The organism is uncultured Fibrobacter sp., from assembly GCF_946062555.1.
Taxonomy (GTDB): Bacteria; Fibrobacterota; Fibrobacteria; order Fibrobacterales; family Fibrobacteraceae; genus Fibrobacter.
Genome location: NZ_CAMGVQ010000017.1, coordinates 38,956 through 58,205, shown reverse-complemented (window position 1 = coordinate 58,205; position 19,250 = coordinate 38,956). Strand labels below are relative to the sequence as shown.

The 19,250-nt window shown below is 54.0% G+C and carries 16 protein-coding genes and 1 tRNA gene; 7 read left to right on the top strand and 10 right to left on the bottom strand.

Going from position 1 to position 19,250, the window contains the following annotated elements:
* Nucleotides 1–37: 37 nt before the first annotated feature.
* The 5 genes from Q0P86_RS07030 to Q0P86_RS07010 are packed head-to-tail and all read right to left on the bottom strand — an operon-like array spanning nt 38 to nt 3,650.
* Entirely contained in the window at nt 38–1,189 is a 1,152-nt protein-coding gene (locus Q0P86_RS07030; RefSeq protein WP_294112368.1) for a glycosyltransferase family 2 protein, read from the bottom strand.
* The gene (locus Q0P86_RS07025; protein ID WP_295038375.1) at nt 1,186–1,662 is read right to left on the bottom strand and encodes a DUF255 domain-containing protein; all 477 of its coding nucleotides are present in this window, start codon (nt 1,660–1,662) and stop codon (nt 1,186–1,188) included. The genes Q0P86_RS07030 and Q0P86_RS07025 overlap by 4 nt, the downstream gene beginning before the upstream one ends.
* A gap of 11 nt (nt 1,663–1,673) precedes the next feature.
* The gene (locus tag Q0P86_RS07020) at nt 1,674–2,096 is read right to left on the bottom strand and encodes a hypothetical protein (protein ID WP_072979615.1); all 423 of its coding nucleotides are present in this window, start codon (nt 2,094–2,096) and stop codon (nt 1,674–1,676) included.
* A 4-nt stretch (nt 2,097–2,100) separates the two neighbouring features.
* Nucleotides 2,101–3,021: a signal recognition particle-docking protein FtsY gene (ftsY, locus tag Q0P86_RS07015; RefSeq protein WP_072979617.1), complete on the bottom strand. Its 921-nt coding sequence runs from the start codon at nt 3,019–3,021 to the stop codon at nt 2,101–2,103.
* A 29-nt stretch (nt 3,022–3,050) separates the two neighbouring features.
* Entirely contained in the window at nt 3,051–3,650 is a 600-nt protein-coding gene (locus Q0P86_RS07010) for an ATP-dependent Clp protease proteolytic subunit (RefSeq protein ID WP_072979619.1), read from the bottom strand.
* A gap of 124 nt (nt 3,651–3,774) precedes the next feature.
* Between Q0P86_RS07010 and Q0P86_RS07005 the strand changes: the two genes are divergently transcribed.
* The 5 genes from Q0P86_RS07005 (at nt 3,775) to Q0P86_RS06985 (ending at nt 8,372) form a co-directional block, all read left to right on the top strand.
* Nucleotides 3,775–4,539 (top strand): type I 3-dehydroquinate dehydratase, encoded by a 765-nt coding sequence (locus Q0P86_RS07005; protein ID WP_295038371.1) that lies wholly within the window; start codon nt 3,775–3,777, stop codon nt 4,537–4,539.
* A gap of 101 nt (nt 4,540–4,640) precedes the next feature.
* Nucleotides 4,641–5,105 carry a PTS sugar transporter subunit IIA gene (locus Q0P86_RS07000; protein WP_072979623.1) on the top strand — a complete coding sequence of 155 codons (465 nt, stop codon included), beginning with the start codon at nt 4,641–4,643 and terminating at the stop codon, nt 5,103–5,105.
* A 144-nt stretch (nt 5,106–5,249) separates the two neighbouring features.
* A tRNA-Val gene (locus Q0P86_RS06995) sits at nt 5,250–5,324 on the top strand.
* Nucleotides 5,325–5,402: 78 nt separating this feature from the next.
* Nucleotides 5,403–6,749: a TolC family protein gene (locus tag Q0P86_RS06990; RefSeq protein WP_295038369.1), complete on the top strand. Its 1,347-nt coding sequence runs from the start codon at nt 5,403–5,405 to the stop codon at nt 6,747–6,749.
* Nucleotides 6,750–6,800: 51 nt separating this feature from the next.
* Nucleotides 6,801–8,372 carry a glycosyl hydrolase family 8 gene (locus tag Q0P86_RS06985; protein ID WP_295038367.1) on the top strand — a complete coding sequence of 524 codons (1,572 nt, stop codon included), beginning with the start codon at nt 6,801–6,803 and terminating at the stop codon, nt 8,370–8,372.
* 37 nt (nt 8,373–8,409) lie between these two features.
* Here the strand turns inward: Q0P86_RS06985 and Q0P86_RS06980 are convergent, their stop codons facing one another.
* The 4 genes from Q0P86_RS06980 to Q0P86_RS06965 all read right to left on the bottom strand — a co-directional run bounded on the left by Q0P86_RS06980 (nt 8,410) and on the right by Q0P86_RS06965 (nt 15,069).
* Entirely contained in the window at nt 8,410–9,405 is a 996-nt protein-coding gene (locus Q0P86_RS06980) for a bile acid:sodium symporter family protein (protein WP_295038365.1), read from the bottom strand.
* A 65-nt stretch (nt 9,406–9,470) separates the two neighbouring features.
* Nucleotides 9,471–11,039 carry a histidine phosphatase family protein gene (locus tag Q0P86_RS06975; protein WP_295038362.1) on the bottom strand — a complete coding sequence of 523 codons (1,569 nt, stop codon included), beginning with the start codon at nt 11,037–11,039 and terminating at the stop codon, nt 9,471–9,473.
* 101 nt (nt 11,040–11,140) lie between these two features.
* Complete coding sequence (locus Q0P86_RS06970) at nt 11,141–13,501, bottom strand: histidine phosphatase family protein (protein ID WP_295038359.1); 2,361 nt, start codon at nt 13,499–13,501, stop codon at nt 11,141–11,143.
* A gap of 80 nt (nt 13,502–13,581) precedes the next feature.
* Complete coding sequence (locus tag Q0P86_RS06965; RefSeq protein WP_295038356.1) at nt 13,582–15,069, bottom strand: acetyl-CoA hydrolase/transferase C-terminal domain-containing protein; 1,488 nt, start codon at nt 15,067–15,069, stop codon at nt 13,582–13,584.
* Nucleotides 15,070–15,192: 123 nt separating this feature from the next.
* Here Q0P86_RS06965 and Q0P86_RS06960 point away from each other — a divergent pair, with 123 nt between their 5' ends.
* Nucleotides 15,193–15,603 carry a GtrA family protein gene (locus Q0P86_RS06960; protein ID WP_290992685.1) on the top strand — a complete coding sequence of 137 codons (411 nt, stop codon included), beginning with the start codon at nt 15,193–15,195 and terminating at the stop codon, nt 15,601–15,603.
* A 167-nt stretch (nt 15,604–15,770) separates the two neighbouring features.
* Here the strand turns inward: Q0P86_RS06960 and Q0P86_RS06955 are convergent, their stop codons facing one another.
* Nucleotides 15,771–18,218, bottom strand: coding sequence for an OmpA family protein (locus Q0P86_RS06955; RefSeq protein ID WP_295038352.1), 2,448 nt, complete (start codon nt 18,216–18,218; stop codon nt 15,771–15,773).
* Between the two features lie 158 nt (nt 18,219–18,376).
* Here Q0P86_RS06955 and Q0P86_RS06950 point away from each other — a divergent pair, with 158 nt between their 5' ends.
* Nucleotides 18,377–19,129, top strand: a complete 753-nt coding sequence (locus Q0P86_RS06950) for an ABC transporter ATP-binding protein (RefSeq protein WP_366941281.1) — start codon at nt 18,377–18,379, stop codon at nt 19,127–19,129.
* Nucleotides 19,130–19,250: the final 121 nt, after the last annotated feature.

Sequence of the window (19,250 nt, the reverse complement as noted above, 5' to 3'; positions counted from 1 at the left end):
TATTCCACATTACACATTCCACACCACCCATGTCAAATTACTCGTCGCTCCTTGCTTCGCGGGCCCAGCCGCCACTCTTTTCGCGCTTGAACGCCATGAAGAATCCCTTAAGCATCGCGTAGTTCATCGAAAGGAAATAGTAGCCGCTCGGCACAATCTTGAATAGCGCCACCAGCAGCACTAGCGTCATCGCGCCAAAGAAAATCTGATAGAAGAGGCCACTCGTCAGCAACAGGGCGTTAGCCACAAAAAGCAGGATCAGGATATGCGGCGAGAACCAGCGCAGAATCTTGTGCGAGAAGAACAGGTACGCAAGCATCGGACGGAACGGATTCAGCAACGGCAGGTAAGAGAACAAGAAGTTGAAATTCGCGCGGCCGATACGCACCTTGCGGCGGAATTCGCCACTCGATTCCTTCGAGGTCTGCTCGGTGCCGATAGCGCTTGTCACGAAGGTACAATAGAAGCCTTTTTCGAGGACCTTGGTCGTCACGAAGAAGTCGTCCATCACGCTCTTCTTGACCGGCAGTTCCGTATAGAGTTCACGGCGAATGGCGTAGAGGGCGCCGTTGCCGCCAATCAGCATATCGAGCACGCCCTCGAACTTCTTGATTTCGGATTCCAGGTCCCAGTAGGAACTTTCGCCACGACCCAGGGTAGATCCGCTCTTATCGGAAAGAATCAGGTGACCGCAGGCGCAACCGATTTTCTTGTCCTGGAACGGGATGACAAGCTTACGCACCACGTTCGGGAAGAACATCGTATTCGCATCGCAAAAGAGCAGGATGTCGTTCTTCGCAATCTTGTGCAGACGGTTGAGCATTGCCGCTTTTCCCGCATTCTGCGGAGCCTTCACCAGGGTAATCCCCTTGTCGGCATAACGGGCAACAATCTCGGCGGTCTTGTCCGCCGAACCGTCGTCACCAATGAGCACTTCCAACTTTTCCCTAGGATAATCCAGTTCAAGGATATTCTGAATCTTGCGCTCGATAACCGCCTCTTCGTTGTAGGCAGAAATCAAGATCGACACCGTCGGGAGTTCTACATCGCCCTTTTCGGGAGACTTGCGACGCTTGAAAATTTCACTCACGAACGGAAGCGTCATCGGGAACAGCAAGTAGCAATGCACCAGCAGAAAGAGCATCACCCAAAAAACAACCTGGACGTAAAACAAGAACTGTTCGCTCATCGGGACATCCACTCCTTTTCTTTTTCAAGGAACTGGTACAACATATACTGCAACTCCTGCGGCGTCATGGAATCGGTCACCGTCAGGATACTCATCCCCTTCGGGGCAACAAGCACAAACGCAGGGAGCGCGTTCAATTCCCACACATCAAAATAACAACGTTGCACCGTCTTCTTCTGCCCGTCGCATACGATGGAATCCTGCGAGTCGGCGTCGAGCTTGACGGCATAGAAACGGGAATTCAAAAGCGAGGCAATCGTCGGGTTACTATAGACATTCGCATCCATAATGCGGCACGGCACGCACCAGTCCGCATACAGGTCGACAAATATCAGGCGCGGGGCACTCTTCGCCTTATCAAGTGCCTCGGCATAACCCATCCAGTGGACAAGCGACTTTTGCGAATCCTTCGCCGCATCTTTTTTAGGAGAAGCGGCAAACGCGGCGGACGCACAAACAGCAAAAAGAACCAACAGGCGCAAAATCAACGGACACCCCCCTTGTGAGCGGGCATGTTAGGTTGGGGCTTAGGCATCTTCGGCGCAACCTTCTGCGGACCATTCCCCGTATTGGCGCCAGGAGCTGCGGCACTTGCCGCCGGAGGAGCCAGCAGCGAATCGATGCGGGCATTCACCGCCTTCTGGAACGGGACCCACTGGCGTTCGTCTCCCAAGATTTCATCGGCCTTGGCAAGGAAGCTCTCGCGGGTATACCCCGCCGCCTTCAACGCATCCTGACGCACCAGCCGCGTCATCGGGGAAGTCTTGCCGTAAGTCATTTCGGCAATGCGCAATTCCACATACAAGTTTACAAACTCCTGGTCCACCGAGACTTCGCCGGAGCATCCCGAGAAAAGCGCAGCCAAAAGCAGCGCCAACGGGAACAATGCTACGGGAAGGGCGCGCAAAGGTCTATTCCTTTTCTTCCAGGGCGTTCTCGAAAAGGCCTTCCACGTATTCAGCCTTGCTGAAAGGCACCAGCTGGTCAATTCGTTCGCCCATGCCAATCCAGCGGATAGGAATCTGGAGCGAACTTGCAATCGAGAGCACCGCACCGCCACGGGCCGTGCCGTCGAGCTTGGTGACCACGAGGCCGGTGAGCGGGAAACTCTGGTTGAAGATTTTCGTCTGGTTGATCGTGTTCTGACCGGTGTTGCCGTCGATGACAAGCCACATATCGTGCGGCATCGCCGGATCTACCTTCTTGATAACGCGGACAATCTTCTTGAGTTCTTCCATCAAGTAGTCTTTGTTGTGCAGACGGCCGGCGGTATCTATAAGCACCACGTCGCAGCCGCGGGCCACCGCCGCATTGCAGGCGTCGAAAGCCACGGCCGCAGGGTCGGAACCTTCCTGGTGCTTCACGAATTCGGCTCCGCTGCGTTCCGCCCAGGTTTCAAGCTGGTCAATCGCCGCCGCACGGAACGTATCGCAGGCCGCAATCATCACCTTCTTGCCTTCATCTTTAAGGCGGGCGGCAAGCTTGCCGATCGTGGTCGTCTTTCCGGCACCGTTCACGCCAATGACCAGAACCACGTGGGGCTTGCCCTTGAGTTCGAACGGCGGCGGGTCCTTCAGGAGGCGTTCCGCCTCGCTTCGCATAATGTCGAGCACCTGTTCAGTCGTGAGCGACTTTCCGAGCGCCTGTTCACGAAGCGCATCGGTCAAGAGGAACGCGGCTTCGACACCGACATCCGCCTTGATCAGGTGTTCCTCGAGATCCTCGAGAGTTTCATCCGTAATCTTTCCGGCGCCGACAATCCCCTTGAGTTCACCCATCAGGGCGTCGCGGGTCTTGGCAAGGCCACTCTTAATGGCAGAAAAAAATCCCATTATATAATCCTACTAGGCAGGAGCAACCGTTAGACCAGGCTTTCGACCTTGTCGACCAAGCCGTAGGCCTTGGCTTCTTCGGCGCTCATGAAGTTGTCGCGTTCCGTGTCGCGGTCAATTTCCTCGATGGTGTGCCCCGAGGTTTCCGCAAGGATCTTGCCCGTAATGCCACGGATACGAAGCATTTCTTCGGCCTGGATCTGGATGTCGCTTGCAGGCGCCACGATTTCACCGTGAATCAGCGGCTGGTGAATCATGATGCGGGCATTCGGCCATGCCACACGCTTGCCCTTTGCACCCGAAGTCAAAAGCACGGCACCCATCGAAGCCGCCTGACCGCAGCAAACCGTGACCACGTCGCTCTGGATGGCGTTCATGCAGTCATAAATGGCAAGACCACTGGAAATCACACCACCCGGGCTATTGATAAAGAAATAGATATCGTCATGGCTCAGGGAATCCAGGTACAGGAGTTCCTTCACGATGCGTTCGGCGCTTTCGTCGTCGACGCCGCCCCACAGGAAAATCTTACGCTTGGAAGCAAGGTATTCTTCGGCCTTCTTCATGATATCGGAAGGGGCCTTTTCGTTCTTTTCGTTGCAATCAGACACAATTTTAGTTTGAGCCATAGTTGTTCCTTTTTGTTCAGCCATAATTTAGAAATTTCAATATATTATCGTCTTTCCGGCGCGATCTGTAAAAGGTTTTTTCGGCGTTTACGGCACACCACTCATCATTTTTTATATTTGCGCCATGATTTCCGATTCTCCCAAATACCTAGTCGGCCTGGTCGGCCCCGAAGTCCTCGAAGCCGCCGAAAAGGACCTGTTCCATGCGGTGCGTCTCGACCTCGACGCCTGTGGCGCCATCGAAATCCGCTACGATTTTTTCAAGGAATCCGATTGGGTTAATTTGTCTGAAAGAGTCCACAACATCGTCCCCGACAAGCTCCAGATAGGAACGGTCCGCCTCAAACGCGACGGCGGAAGGTTCCCCGACGCGCGATCCATAGAAAGAACCGCCCTGTGGGAAAAAGTCCTCGGCGCAAAGCAGGTGCCGGAGTGGCTGGACCTGGAACGCGACTGCCTCTCGGATTTCAAGGCCCTTAACAACATGGCACGCCCCAAGGGGACAAGCATTCTCGTCTCGGAACACAACTTCGTCCGCATCCCAAGCGAAATGGAACTCGAGGCCTTTGCCGACGATGTCAAGCGCGTGGGCGCCCAGGGGCTAAAAATCGCCGCCATGAGCAATTCCGACTGCGACAGCGACCGCCTATACAAGTTCGCAAGGAAATTCGCGAAAAAGTTCCAGATGTTCGCCGCATTCGGCATGGGAGAAACGGGCAAAGTGAGCCGCCTCTGGTCGCTCAAGGAAGGCGCGAACCTCACCTACGGGTCCATCGGCCGCTCCGAGGCCCCCGGCCAAATAGATGTTTCGGTCATGGGACGGGCCCTGGACCAGTTCGACAGCCTGAACTCCCAAATGGAAATATTGGCGTTTTTAAACCAATTTTAAGGTTTTTTGATATTTTTTCGTTCCATCGGCGTTTTTTTCGTCCAAATGGACATATATTTTGCTAAATATCTATATAGTTATTTACAAAAGGAAGTTTCAACATGCGCCTTTCCGAAAGGTTTGTCGACAATTGCATTCTGATCAACTCCAAGAGCTCGACCAAGGAAGCAATCCTGAACGAGCTGGTGGACACGCTCTGCAGTGCCTACAAATTGGAACATCGCAACGAAATCTTTGACGCCGTATGGAGCCGCGAGCAGAGCCGATCAACCGGTATCGGCTGCGGACTCGCCGTCCCGCACGCCAAGATCGACTGTGTAGACCGTATGTGCATGGCCGCCGCCACGATCGAAGGGGGGCTCGATTTCGCCTCTTTCGACGGGGAGCCCGTCTACCTGATTATCCTGATCGTGAGCCCGGGCAATACCGTAGGTCCGCACCTCAAGGCCCTTTCGTCCGTGAGCCGCCTCCTGGCCGACGGAGGCGTCCGCAAGGACCTGATCGCCTCCAAGGATCCGGCCGAATTCCTGACCATCCTCCGTGCCGCCGAAGACAAATACCTGTAGCGAGCCCGGGGCTTCGCCCCTCTGAGGAACTAGAACTTAGACCGCTTCGCTCTTAGAAAAACAACTAACTTCTAAGTTCTACCGACTAAGTTCTGAAAAACCCTTGACAGCGGGTAAACTCTTTACTATATTTGCTCGCACCTCGGACGGTTAGCTCAGTTGGTTTAGAGCGCTGCTTTCACACGGCAGAGGTCACTGGTTCAAATCCAGTACCGTCCACTTGAAAAAGACTTCCTACCCCGGAGGTCTTTTTTTGTGCAACCCATTTTTGTTATCTTGTCTGTGCAATTCCGCAAAATGCAACGAAACGTCTCTCCGGCGCATCTAAAGGGCATGATCAACAGAGTTTCACATACAGGTATCCTTGCCGCCCTCCTGCTCACGGCATTCTCGACCGTAAGCCTCGCCGAAAGCGCCTGGACGCTGGAGGATTGCCTCAAGCAAGCGAAGAAGTCGAGCCTGAAACTGGAATCCGCCAAGCTTCGCGAACAGGCGGCCGACATCTCGGTCAAGCAGGCCAAGTCGGGCAACTCCCCGACCGTAAGCGCAAGCATCCAGAATACGCTCTACGACCACCCCTTTATCGACAACGAGGACCATTACCGCCTGAATCTCGGCATTTCCGGTTCCTACACCCTCTGGGACGGGGGCGCCACGAGCCTGAACGTGGAATCCAAGACGCTCTCCAAGGAAGCGACCGCTTTCGCCACGCAGCAGACGGAACGCAGCGTGCAAGAAAGCGTGCTCAACGCCTACATGAGCCTCCTCGCCGCAAGCGAGAACCTGCGAACCGCAGACGCCTCCGTGGAACTTGCCCAGGCGGAATTCGAACATTACGGCAAGCTTTTCGAAGCGGGCTCCATCACCAAGAAAGACCTGACGCAGTCGCAATCGAACGTATTGCAGAAACAGACCACGCAGCTTAGCGCACAGCTTTCGGTAAGCACAGCCAAGACCACCTTGCGCCAGCTGCTGGAGATCGACGGCTCCGCCGAATTCCAGATTGCAGCCCCCGAAACAGACATCGAAAGCCCCGACTCGCTCCCCCCGCTCCCCGCCTACGAACAACTTAAGGCCGACGCCCAGAAAGCCAATCCGGGGCTCAAGTCCGACAGCATCTCCGTACGCGCCGCACAGAAGAATACCCAGGTCGCAAGCAAAGGGAGTTCCATCACCGTCACGCTCGGTGCCAATTCCAGCACCGGCCTGCAGGCATGGGAATCCGGGGACTACAAGGGACAACTCAAGTACGGTTGGCAGAATTCCATTTCGCTCGGCATCAACATCCCGATTATCGATGGCGGTACCACGGAAAACAAGGTGCTGCAGGCCCAGGTGAACGAGACCGAATCGCAGGTGAGCCTGAAAGAAAATCTCAAGACTCTCGAGAACAACATCGAAAAGCTTTACCTGAATGCCGTCAGCGCCGATATGCAGTGGAAAGCGGCCATCCTCCAGGTCGAGGCGGAATCCGAAACGCTCGCGGTCGCCGAAGAACAGCGGGGCGCCGGAGCACTCACCTACACCGATTTCCTTACCCAGAAAAACAACCTGGAAAAAGCCCGCATCACGCTCACGAACGCGAAATACACGAGTCTGCTCTCCCGCAAGCTCCTGGAACTCTACCAGGGTAAACTCGACTAGACTTTTTTATATATTCCTCCAGAGGAATCCGTTTGGGAGACCGGAGGCTATATGCATTTATTCAAGGTATTGCCCCTCTGCATTGCAGGGGCGTTCAGCTATTCCCTGGCGGTACTCGACCTACCGAACGCTCAACCCAAGGTCGACGCTTCTTACTGGAAAGCCGCTCTCGACAGCACGTGGCAAGGGCTCATCCGTCGAAACATCGATCCCTACAGCGAAGGCGAGGGACTCATTCACCGCCCCAAGAGCGAAACACCGGGCGATGCCGTGAGCGAAGCGGTCGGATACGGCATGCTCGTCGCACTCTACGCCAACGACCAGGATCACTTCAATTCCATCTGGGACGCTGCCAACGAAAAGATGTGGGGCGGCTGTTACTACAACTGGCAAATGGCGCCCAGTGGAAAAATCAGCGGTACAGGTGCCGCAACCGACGCCGAAGAAGACGTCGCCCTCGCCCTGATCTTTGCAGACAAGTTAGTTTCTGCCGGTAAGTGGAAACCCTACACCTCGACCAAGTTCAATTACGGCTATGCCGAACATGCCCAAAAAATTCTGGACTGCATGTGGAGCACCGAACAAATTACAAGCAACGGGATCCTCGCCCCCGGCGCAGGCTGGGGCGGTTACAGTTTTGTAAACCCAGGCTATTTTTCACCGGCATGGTACAGGATTTTCGCCAGGATCGACAGCAACGGTGATCGCTGGAATACGGTAGTCGAAAAGACCTACGAAATCCTCGAGAACAGCCCCGGATACAGCATGGGGATGGTCCCCGACTGGATGCGTCCTGATGGCGGCTGGGCCGGAAGCCTCGGCTATAACGCCTACTTCAACAGCCGCGCCTTCTTCAAGGATGCCATCCGAATCCTTTGGCGAGTCGCCATCGATGCCGTATGGTTTGACGAGCCTCGCGCCAAGGCTTTCCTCAAAAACGCCGTCAGCTTTATCAATACGAAGGGCGGTGCCAAGGCAGCAAACTTCTACCAGATCGAAAACGCAGGCGAACTTCTGCCCGCCGAAGACATCTGGACCGATTTTAACGACAGCAAGAACAGGGACACCTGGCGCTACCGCAGCGAACACAGCCACCTGACCATCGGCATGTGGGCTACGGCGGCCGTCGCCGCAGGGGAATCTGCCGACCGCATCGCCTTCAGCGAAGAACTCGCCAAGTTCTACGAAGGCGGAGACTACTTCGGAGTCGCCAAGGATCCCACTGGCGGCATCGAGGACACGCTCCACAACGAGATGTACTTCGACCAGTTCCTCGCCTGGTTCGGCGCCTCGATGATGAGCGGAACATTTATGAACGTAATCGACGCTATCGACAACCCGAAAGCGGCTACCCCCGGAGATTCCTCTTCTCTCACCAAAACCGCCGCAATCAAGCAAAGCCGCTTGGCCGTCAACGGGGAAATCCGCATGAGCCGCGCGGGAAACGCCATCCTGTTTACGCTTCCCGAGACCGCGGAATGGAGCCTTTACGATATGAACGGTCATAAAATCGCAGAATCCCACGGCTCCGAATTCCTGTGGAAGCAAGGCAATCGCGGTATCTACATTGTAAAAGCCCGTTCCAAGGGAACGAGCTACATGCGAAAAGTTGCAATCCGCTAAAAGAATCTCTTGAAAGATTCTCTCGACGGCGCAGTTTTTACTGCGCCTTTTTCTTGTCGCGCCAGGCGAAAATGTTTGCCAGCACCGTTCCGCTAATGGAATGATAGGCGCAACTCAAAGCGCAGGGTACCATGCAAAGTACCGCGGCGGGGTTCTTCGCCACGTTCTCGGGATCCGCAAAGAATGCCATGGCAAGCACGGTCGCCATGCCGGCATTCTGCACGCCGACCTCAATCGCAATGGTACGCTTCTTGGCGGTATTGAACTTGAAAAGTCTACCTACGCTGTACCCCAGCACATAGCCCAGCGCATTGTGGCAGAACACCACCGCAAGCACCAGGAAAATCAGGCCGAGGCCGTTTGCGAACAGCTGCGGGCGCACCGTCACGACGACACCACCCACGATCATCATCAGGCCAATCACGCTGACGGCAGGCATGTTCGACTGGATTTCCTTAAATACGGCGCGCTTGCCCAGGAAATAGTTGCAAAGGAACCCGATGGTAATCGGGGCAATCGTTACGTAGAGAATATTCAGGAACATTCCCTTCGCATTCACGTCGATGCTAGTGTCGGCAAGCCACAGCACAAGCAGCGGAGTCACGATGGGCGCAAGGAGCGTGCTCACCATCGTCATGCTCACCGAAAACGTGACATCGCCACGGGCCAAAAAACTCATGACGTTGCTCGAAACGCCGCCCGGGCAGCATCCTACCAGAATGATACCCACGGCAAGGTACGGATCCAGCCCGAACACCTTCGTAAGCCCGAAGGCCACAAACGGCATGATCGTATACTGAGCAATCGCACCGAGCAAAATGTGGAACGGCTGTTTTAACAGATTGCGCACATCGTCTGTCGAAATGGTAAGGCCCATACTCAACATGATGACGCCGAGAATGACGGAAGATACATTCCCGCGAACCCAGCCAAAAGCGACCGGGACGAAGAATGCGACTATTGCGCTTGCGATGACAAAGGGTGAAGCGTAGTTAGAAAGCAGACGGCAAAATGCCTTGATTACCTTAAACATACCGCACAATATAGGAAAAGCGGTCCTCCGTTGCAATCAAGCTCGACCGCAACGTAAAGGAAATCCTACATGACTCCAGTATCCAGCCCCTTCACGGGGATATAGCGGACAGATCCATCGGCCGAAATGATCATGGCGACACCGGCCATGTAATTCACCCATTTCCACTTTTCATAATAACGGACATTCGCGTGTCCATCCGTCGTGTAGGCTAGCAGGGGCACCACCAAAAAATCGTGTGTACACAGGACATTGACGCGTTTCATAGTCGCAAGATTTGCAACGACATTGTCCCGGAGCAATTCTTCGCCACGCGCTTCCAGATCGTAGAAGGCATCCGGATACGCCCCGGTAAACGCATACTTGGAATAGACAACCCAGCCGCCGCCATCCGAGTTCATATACTCCTCGACCTTCGCGGCATCCTTCACGAACCAGTTGCCATCCATATAAGGCAACTCATCCAGCGAATAATTCGACTGTCCCTTGCCCTGTGCAATGTTTTCGCAGGTTTCCTTGGTACGCGTGTAGCCCGAATATCCGTAATAGAAATCTTCCTTGGCAACAGCGGCAAGTCGCGAGCCCAAATTGCGGGCATACTGTTTCCCGTTATCGGTCAGGTGACCGTTCGGCCCGGTGTCATCGGTGCGTTCGCTATGACGGATAATAAAAACCGCCTTGTCGTCGGCCTTCAGACTCGCATAGACTTCCACCAAGTCGGTAAACCCGTCGGCTTCCTGCGGGGTCGCCACACGCCAAGCGCCGGCATCGAATATGTAATAGTTGTCGTGAATGACGCGGCCATCGCGGACTTCCCTGTCATACTCGCCAGGGCCAAAGCCCGCCGTATCCTTTTCTATCGGCTGGGCGATGCGCCATTCCTTGTTATTCACGTCGCAGATAAAGCGCACCGCCGAATGGTCCGACGTTTCATAGTCATTTGCAAATAAGGCGCTCTGTCCCTGATTCACGAAAGTGACCGTTCCCGCATTCGCCTCGGTACAAGGCTCGAAGGCGTAAGCCAACGGAATAAAGGCGCGCATGAACCGTTCGAAGTTCGGCACGTTCCCGCCATAAGCCGACATCGCGTTGTTGCGGATATCGTTGTACTTCCATACGGAATCGATACCCACGGTCCAATCCGCAATCTGGATTTTCAGGTTAGGGTCATTCCAGACACCGTCGCCCTTCAGGTCCTCCCCCACATTGCGGATAAAATTTTCCGTTTCTTCCTTGCTTGCCCGGTTCTGTATCAAGGCCGAAATAGCGAGCACGACCGCATCGTATTCCGCGGCCAGCGGGACGGAGTCTATTCCGAAGGCGGCCGCCACTTCTCTTTTCGCCTGCACCACCGCCGAATCTATGGGGACATGGTTCATCAGGAGTTGTTCCACACGGGGGCGAGACAGCAAAGTCAAGATGTCTGCTCCTGACGGCTCAAGGGCCACCCGCACAGTATCGAGAGTATCACCAGCGCCATCTACAGACGAATATTCCTTCAGAATTTCGTAGACATACAAAGGCGCGCGCACGGTATCGACAATGACTGGTACCGACGAACCGTGACTGTTTTCCGGCGAATCGCCTCCCTCCACGCCACCGGTAGAATTTTCACCAGAACATGCCGACAGCATAACAAAAGCTAGCGGCACAACACACAACCGAATTATTCTAACCAAATCCATTTTCCAAGACATCCTATTTTTGCGAGGTCACCCACCACGCAAGGCATACACTACATCGTCATCGTACCGGACTCAAGGCCCTTTACAGGCAAGTAACGCATCTTGCCGCTTGCATCTATGATAATCGCGACTCCAGCAAGGTAATTGATCCACTGCTTGGTATCAAAATAGCGCAGGTTGACCTTCTTGTCGGTACAATAGGCGGTAAAGGGGACCACGAACGTATCGTGCGAAATCCAGACGCCGACCTTTTTCACTTTCGCAAAGTGCGGCTTGACGATTTCCCGCAAGAATTCCTCACTTCGATCTTCGAAATCGTAGAACGCTTCCGGACATATTCCCTTGTAGGCATAAGCCGAATTTGTTCCCCAGCCGCCACCATTAGCGCTCTTGCAACTTTCGTACTGCGAATTTTCCTTCACATACCATTCGCCATCCAGGTCCTCGATCGTATTTTCCGTATAGTTCGTCCCGGCCCCCGCAGCAATGTTCTCGCAAGTTTCTATGCTTCTCGTATAAGTCGAATTGGCGAAATAGATGCTTTCGCCCTTCAGCTTTGCTCCGACATTCTTGGATTGCGTTTTTCCACCGTCTGTCAAGTTTCCCTTTTTCCCCGTATCGTTCGTCCTTTCGGCATGACGCAGCAGGAAAATAACCTTCTCGCCGGACTTGAGATTCTTGTACACATCGCCCAGGTCCTCGAAATCCTGGACATCATCGCTGGTCGCTGCGCGCCACTTGTTCTGTTCATAGACATAGTACTTGTCGGTATTGATGCGGCCTACCTTGAGCTGCCCCTCGTATTCGCCCACGAGTCCGTAGGTATCCTTTTCCAGATCGGTCGCCGCACGCCACTCGTGCGTTTCGGCATCACAGATAAAGCGGACCTTCGGCCCCTGCAGATCGTAACCCGAGACAAAGAAGGCGCTCAGGCTGTTACTGATAAATTTCACGGAATCGGCATTAGAAGCATTGCACTCGCCAAAGTTATAGACGGTCGTCCAGAAGTGCTTCAGGTGCTTTTCGAAATCGGGAACATCACCCAAATGCCACGAGGCGATATTGTTCCGAATGGTCGCGTAAGATCCGCTCGTATCTAGAGTCATGAGCCAGTCCGCCAAATCCGCCTTCGCGTTGTTGTCGTCCCAGTTTCCGTTACCCTTGATACGGTCCGCAATACCCGCGGTATACTGCATCATTTCGCTGCCCGAGCCCTTGCGCTGCATCATGATCGAGATGGCAAGCAGGGCGCCGCTGTATTCGTCACCGTCAAAAAGACCGATATCCTCGGCAAACCGTCCATCTGTCGTGAGCGTCTGTTGCAGCTGTCCAAAGTTTCCCCAGCCGAAGCCACCGCCATTTGCACCGGTGCTGGAAGATCCCAACTGGATTTCGAAGGATGCCAGAATGTCGCGCAGGGCCTGCGCCTTGACCGCTCGGATAGGCTGATTATTGCCGCTGTTCTCCACCAGCTTCAACACGCGCGGAGCTTCCATGTGGGTCAGCATATTCACGTTTACGGAATCCTTCTCCGTCACGTCAACCACGGCTTCCAGCGTGACGATCGACGACGACAATCCGCCCGTCAGTTCATTCCTGAAATATCCGCTCGCCTTGACGCGCAGGTATGGCGAAACAAAATCAACACTGTCAAAACTGTAATTACCTTCCGCATTCAAAATGCAGGCCTTGTGGGTACGCTTGGAATCGGCCAGGTGTTGCGCGCTATCCAGTTCGATCAGCTTCACCGAGGTTCCATAGCGGAAAGGTCCCTTCTCGGCAACACCCAAAAGATGCGCTCCCACCATACGGGGTTCCGCCGTATCGACGGCAGCCGTATTGACGGCATTGCCACCAAAATTTCCCCAGGGGAACGTATTCCCACCGGAACTTTCCGACCCCGAAGTTTCGTCTTCGGAATCATCCCCCACCGTCAGCACGCCGTTGCGACAGCCGACCTGGGCAACCTGGACCACCATTTCCGCTTCAACCCAGTCCCCGCCCAGACAGAAATACAGCATGTTCTCGCTCTGGACCAGGAAGGTTTCACCTTCAATCTCGGCAGAACATTCGGGCAAGGCATTGACATCCTTCACGACAGTCGTGTCCGTAATGACCGTATCTTCGATTCCGACAACCGGTCCTACCGACGAACTCGAAAGACCTGCCGAAAAACCGCCCTGTATGACGTCGGAACTCGACAGCGGGCGTCCCAAGGAATCGAGAGCAACAACTCCACTGGAATTCTTGTCCGAATGGGGATCCGAAGAGGATTCCCAGCTTTCTTCTGAGGAATCTTCTTCCGGAGACGACGAAGAGGAATCATGGCTCGAACACGCCACCAGAGCGCAAGTGGCAAAAGTAAGGACAACAGTCCCCATTAGGCGATTGATTCGTCCTTTCAGCATCATTTAAGCAATATAAAAAGTTTTTCCGTTAAATAAAATAAACCCCCGTCTTGCGGGGGTAATAGGGAGACAATAGGGGAATGTTACAGCATTTTCCCGGTTTCGAGGAATCGGCGGTGCATCTCAAAGGCACGTTCCAGGGCAATCGGTATGTGGATTCCCTTGGCATGTTTCAGACTATATTCCAAAAAGTCCGTCAGGGGTTCGCGAAAATCCGGGTGCGCACAATTCTTGATAATGAGTCTTGCACGATCTTCGGCAGGAAGCCCACGCAAGTCGGCAAGGCCTTGCTCCGTCACAAAAATCATCGTGTCGTGATCCGTCTGGTCCACATGGCTCACGTAAGGCACAATCGAACTGATGGCGCCATTTTTGGCAACCGACGGCGTCAGAAAAATGCCCAGCGCGCAGTTCCTTGCAAAGTCGGCGGCACCGCCGATTCCGTTCATCATCGCAGATCCCGAGACAAGGCTACTGTTCACATTGCCAAAGATATCCACTTCCAGCGCCGTGTTCATCGAAATGACTCCCACGCGGCGAATCACGTCGGGACTATTGCTCACTTCCTGCTGGCGAAGCACCAAGTGCTTTTTCCATTCAGCGCTGTTTTCGACAAATTCCTTCTGCGCTCCTTCAGACAAAGTAAGAGCTGTTCCCGAAGCGACACCGAGTTTTCCTTTTTTCAGCAGCGGGAATACAGCCTCTTGAATCACTTCAGTATAAAGGTCGATGGTTCCGAGGCGACTGTCGTCGGACATGGCACACAAAACTGCATTAGCGACTTTACCCACGCCGCTCTGGAACGCAAGTCCCTTGGGGAGTCCGCCCTTACTCTCTTCGAAACAGATAAAGTCCAAAATGCGTTCGCCAATATTCCTGGAAACTTCGTCGGGTTCCACAAACGGATTCACCTCGTCAAGGCGAGAAGTCTCGACAACGGCAATGACTTTATTCGTATCAATCTTGACAAATTCACCGCCGACACGGTCCCCGGCACTATAGATGGGGAGCGGCTTTGCATGCGGCGGGAGTTCCGGGAGTGCCGTGTCGTGGATTCCCATAAAGGAATCTCCGAGACGCGTATTCAGTTCCAAGATAATCTTCGACGCCATCTCCAGGTAAGTCACCGAGTTTCCGCCCGAGGTCGAAAGGCACACGCGACCGTCGCCAAGAATCGCAGAAACTTCGATGATGGCGACCGTCGGCGCAGGCACCGCACCGGTACGCACCAGGTAACCCATCTTGCCGAGGTGCGCGTCGATGTACTTGATTTCGCCCGCATTGATCGCCTTGCGAAGACTCGGATTGCTCTGGTAGGGCATTCTGAGGCTCACCGCACCGGCACGCGCAAGAGCGCCATCGCAGCTATCCCCAGTCGACGCGCCCGAAAAAAGCGTCACCTTGAAAGGCTTACCTTCGGCATGCAACTTTTCGGCACGCGCGGCCAAAGCCGTGGGGACCTCCTTGGGGTAACCCGCCAAGGTAAATCCAGAAACTCCGAGCACATCGCCATCGTTGATCATCGCCGCGGCATCGACCGCCGAGCACTTCTTCGAGTCAATCCAATTCATAGTGGCATAAAGATAGTCATTAGTCGGTAGAACTTAGACCGCTACGCTCTTAGAACTTAGAATTTGTTTCACTTCAAAGTTCTAAGTTCTATCAACTAAGCTCTATTTCCTACATTTTTCCATGTGAAGCATTTCATCAAGTACAATATCATCGGCGTCATGAACACGCTCATCACCTTGGCATCGGTCTGGGTGATGCATCAGCTGCTAGATTGGAACCTGGAACTTTCCAATTTTCTCGGATTCATCTTCGGCGCCATCAACAGCTACCTGATGAACCGCCTCTGGAATTTCAAGAGCACGAACCGGAAACGCACCGAAGTCATCCGATTCGTCATCGTCTTCGCAGCCGCCTACCTCCTTAACCTCGCCACTCTCGAAGCAACTGTCTACGCACTCGACACCGCCTGGTGCAAACCGTTTACCGAATTCATTTCGCAGTACATGAAGCCCGGCTTCTTCGCAAACATCGTCGCGAACGGAGTGTACGTCGTCGCAAGCTTTACGCTGTATAAGAAGTGGGTGTTTAGGTAATTCGGAATTCAGAGTTCAGAGTTGTGATAATTCGGAATTCAGAGTTCAGAATTCGGAGTTGAAGGAAGTTTTAATTTCGGTGTTGGTTTTATTCATACAAAAAAAGGGGGCCTTTGCGGCGACCCTTTTTTTGCAGCTAGGCTGCAGTAGCTTTTCAAGATTTCCGATTAGAACGGTACGAGTTCAACACGGCGGTTCTTGGAGCGGCCCTTCTTCGTCTTGTTGTCGGCGATAGGCTTGTCAGAACCGAAGCCCACAGCACGAACGCGGTCAGGAGAAATGCCGTTCTGGATAAAGTAATCCACCACCACCTGGGCACGGTCCTGAGAAATCTTCTTGTTGGTTTCTTCGGAACCGGTGTTGTCCGTATGGCCCTGGACTTCGATGTTTGCCGTGCTGAATTTCTTCATCAAGGCAACAATGTTGTTCAAGGTCTTGTAGCTGGACTTCGTCAGTTTCTTGGAACCGCTCTGGAAGTTAATGCCCTTCTTCAACTGATCCAGGTCTTCCTTCTTGTTCAGGGGACAACCCTTCTTGTCGATGCGGACGCCTTCGAGGGTGTTCGGACACTTGTCCTGATAGTCAGGTACGCCGTCCTTGTCGGTGTCAATCGGGCAACCGAGGGTGTCGACCGCTGCACCTGCAGGAGTATTCGGGCACTTGTCAGCGGCATCGTAGACGCCATCCTTGTCGGCATCGGCGCTGCAACCCGTAGAGTCAACAGGCACGCCCTGCTGAGTGTTCGGGCACTGGTCAAGACCATCGGGCACGCCGTCCTTGTCGAAGTCGAGCGGGCAACCGGTGTTGTCAACCGTCATACCGATCTTGGTATCCTGGCACTTATCGAGGGCATCAGGCACGCCGTCCTTGTCGGCATCAGCCGGGCATCCGGTGGAATCAACAGCCAAGCCCTGCTTGGTGTTCGGGCACTGGTCAACCGCATCAGGAATGCCGTCGCCATCATAGTCGCCTTCGCAGCCTTCCGCATTCACCTGGGCACCTTCGCGAGTGTTCGGGCACTTGTCGAGAGCATCGGGCACGCCGTCCTTGTCGGCATCAGCCGGGCAACCGAGGGTGTCGACCGCTGCACCTGCAAGAGTATTCGGGCACTTGTCAAACGCATCAGCAATGCCATCCTTGTCGGCGTCGGCCGGGCAACCCGTCGAATCCACAGGCAAGTTGGCCGGGGTATTTTCGCACTTGTCGAGACCGTCGTAGACGCCATCCTTGTCGGAATCCTTCGGGCAGCCGAGAGTATCGACCTTCACACCAGCCAAGGTATTCGGGCACTTGTCAGAAGTATTGGGCACGCCATCGGCATCGGAATCCGGTTCGCAGCCGAGCGAATCAATCGGAGCGCCTTCGGTGGTGTTCGGGCACTTGTCAAGACCGTCGAGAATACCGTCCTTGTCGGTATCCATCGGACAGCCGGCCGTATCCACTTCGGCACCGTAAGGAGTCTTTTCACACATGTCGAGGCCATCGATCACGCCGTCCTTGTCGGTATCGATCGGGCAACCCAGAGTATCAACCGTGGCCACGTCCGGCGTATGCTGGCACTGGTCCTTTTCATCCGGAACGCCATCGCCGTCTTCGTCGTGCTTGGCGTTGCCACCGAAGCGCCAGGTCAGGAGCGCCGTACCGGCAATGGTCGGAGTCGGCGCATAACCGTAACGGATTTCACCCTGCTTTGCTTCGTAATGCACGGTGTGGTTTTCAACACTCTTCATTTCTTCCTTGGTATCGTAGCCAATATTCCTCAAAGTACGGACTGCGATATCTGCACCCAGGGCGAAGTCGATATTCCACGGCAGGTGGAAACGAAGACCCGGAGTCACGAGCATCGGGTCGTCCATCGGGTCACGACGGTAGGCACCGTCCTCGACTCGCATTTCACCCGTATATTCCACAAAGATATCAAGCCAGCTCGTCGGAAGGAAATTCAAGCCCGAACCGTAAACAAGCGTATTGGTACCCTTGTCGGCAAACACATAACCCGCATGGAAGTTCCACACGACCGGTACACCCAGTGCACCGAAATTCAAGGTGAGCACCAAGGTTCCGGCGAAGTTCACTTCATCCGAAGAATAGGGGTTGGTATTACCCGCGTCGTCATTCAGGTACCACGCATGGCGAGGACGAACGCCGGCACCCTTTTCACCCGTCGGGATATAGACATCGATCAATGCTGCGGCGGCAAAGAAGCTCCTGGCATCGCCCACAAGACCGGACTTCATCCAGATATCCACGTCACCACGGCTATTTTTCCAAAGATCGCCTTCGCCGCTACCGCGCAAGTTGGCGTGATCGTAATAAAGAGGCAAGGAAACACCCAAATCCAGGAATTCCTGCAGACCGACAGCCAGGTGGACATTACCCGACAACGAGCCCGCCTGCGAATGGAAGGAGCGCTCCTGCTTATTCACCGAGAGCACGCCGCCACGAGACTGGGACCAGGAGTCCAGCGAAACATCGCCACCCGTTCCAATTTCAATGCCGCCCTTCCCCAATGTATAGGCGTTGTGTTGATGTATACCGGAAGATCCGCCCTGAAGCCCCGACTGAGCAAAGGCAAGACCACCAGCGACCAATGATAAAGCAATGATTTTTTTCATTGTATCCCTCGCGTGTCTTTATTACATTTTGTTCTCAATGTAGTATTTTTGCAAGTTTTGAGCCAAATGTGACCTTAGCTCACACCTAAATTTGCACATAAAATCAGAACATTCCGCACAAATGCAACGAAAAGTTTATATTAAGCATCAAAATAACGATGATGAACCCGATTTTATCCATACAAAATATCCGCCGAGACTTTAAAATGGGCGAAGAAACGGTTCACGCGTTGCGTGGAGTTTCTTTTGATATCTATCCCGGCGAGTTCGTAACGATTATGGGAACAAGCGGTTCGGGCAAGTCGACCATGCTGAACATTTTGGGTTGCATGGACAGACCCACCTCCGGGCAATATATTCTCGACGGAGAGCACACCGAAAAACTCAAGCGCGACGCACTCGCAAAAATCCGCAGCCAGAAACTCGGATTTGTTTTCCAAAGTTACAACTTGCTCAGCCGCACCACGGCTATCGAAAACGTAGAACTCCCGCTTTTGTATAATTCAAAAATTTCGGGAGCGGAACGCCACCGTCGCGCTATCGAAGCGTTAAAGATGGTCGGGCTTGAAGACCGCATGAACCACTTGCCGAACCAGCTTTCGGGCGGCCAGCAACAGCGAGTCGCCATTGCTCGCGCCCTGGTGAACGATCCTGTCATCATCTTGGCCGACGAAGCCACCGGAAACCTGGACACGCGCACCAGTTACGAAATCATGATGATTTTCCAGGAGCTGAACCGCCGCGGAAAAACCGTCGCCTTCGTGACCCACGAACCCGACATCGCGACCTTCAGCGGTCGCACCATTACGCTGCGCGACGGACTTTTAAAAAAAGACGTGAAGAACGAAACCGTTCAAGACGCCAAAGCCGCATTTGAAGCGCTCCCACCCCCGGAGAATTTTGATGAATAGCATTTATTAAAGTCATTCTCGACCAAGCGAAGCGCGGGAGGCCGGACAGCACTTGGCAAGTGGACGCCTTTGGCGTCCGCAATTTCGGCTCAACCATGCCAGAATGTAAACATTCTGTCGC

What these genes read in the sequence shown, in the direction of transcription:
- Q0P86_RS07030 (WP_294112368.1), bottom strand. Translation starts at nt 1,189, where the DNA reads ATGAGCGAACAGTTCTTGTTTTACGTCCAGGTTGTTTTTTGGGTGATG.
- ftsY (WP_072979617.1), bottom strand. Translation starts at nt 3,021, where the DNA reads ATGGGATTTTTTTCTGCCATTAAGAGTGGCCTTGCCAAGACCCGCGAC.
- Q0P86_RS07010 (WP_072979619.1), bottom strand. Translation starts at nt 3,650, where the DNA reads ATGGCTCAAACTAAAATTGTGTCTGATTGCAACGAAAAGAACGAAAAG.
- Q0P86_RS07005 (WP_295038371.1), top strand. Translation starts at nt 3,775, where the DNA reads ATGATTTCCGATTCTCCCAAATACCTAGTCGGCCTGGTCGGCCCCGAA.
- Q0P86_RS07000 (WP_072979623.1), top strand. Translation starts at nt 4,641, where the DNA reads ATGCGCCTTTCCGAAAGGTTTGTCGACAATTGCATTCTGATCAACTCC.
- Q0P86_RS06990 (WP_295038369.1), top strand. Translation starts at nt 5,403, where the DNA reads ATGCAACGAAACGTCTCTCCGGCGCATCTAAAGGGCATGATCAACAGA.
- Q0P86_RS06985 (WP_295038367.1), top strand. Translation starts at nt 6,801, where the DNA reads ATGCATTTATTCAAGGTATTGCCCCTCTGCATTGCAGGGGCGTTCAGC.
- Q0P86_RS06980 (WP_295038365.1), bottom strand. Translation starts at nt 9,405, where the DNA reads ATGTTTAAGGTAATCAAGGCATTTTGCCGTCTGCTTTCTAACTACGCT.
- Q0P86_RS06975 (WP_295038362.1), bottom strand. Translation starts at nt 11,039, where the DNA reads ATGCTGTCGGCATGTTCTGGTGAAAATTCTACCGGTGGCGTGGAGGGA.
- Q0P86_RS06970 (WP_295038359.1), bottom strand. Translation starts at nt 13,501, where the DNA reads ATGATGCTGAAAGGACGAATCAATCGCCTAATGGGGACTGTTGTCCTT.
- Q0P86_RS06965 (WP_295038356.1), bottom strand. Translation starts at nt 15,069, where the DNA reads ATGAATTGGATTGACTCGAAGAAGTGCTCGGCGGTCGATGCCGCGGCG.
- Q0P86_RS06955 (WP_295038352.1), bottom strand. Translation starts at nt 18,218, where the DNA reads ATGAAAAAAATCATTGCTTTATCATTGGTCGCTGGTGGTCTTGCCTTT.
- Q0P86_RS06950 (WP_366941281.1), top strand. Translation starts at nt 18,377, where the DNA reads ATGATGAACCCGATTTTATCCATACAAAATATCCGCCGAGACTTTAAA.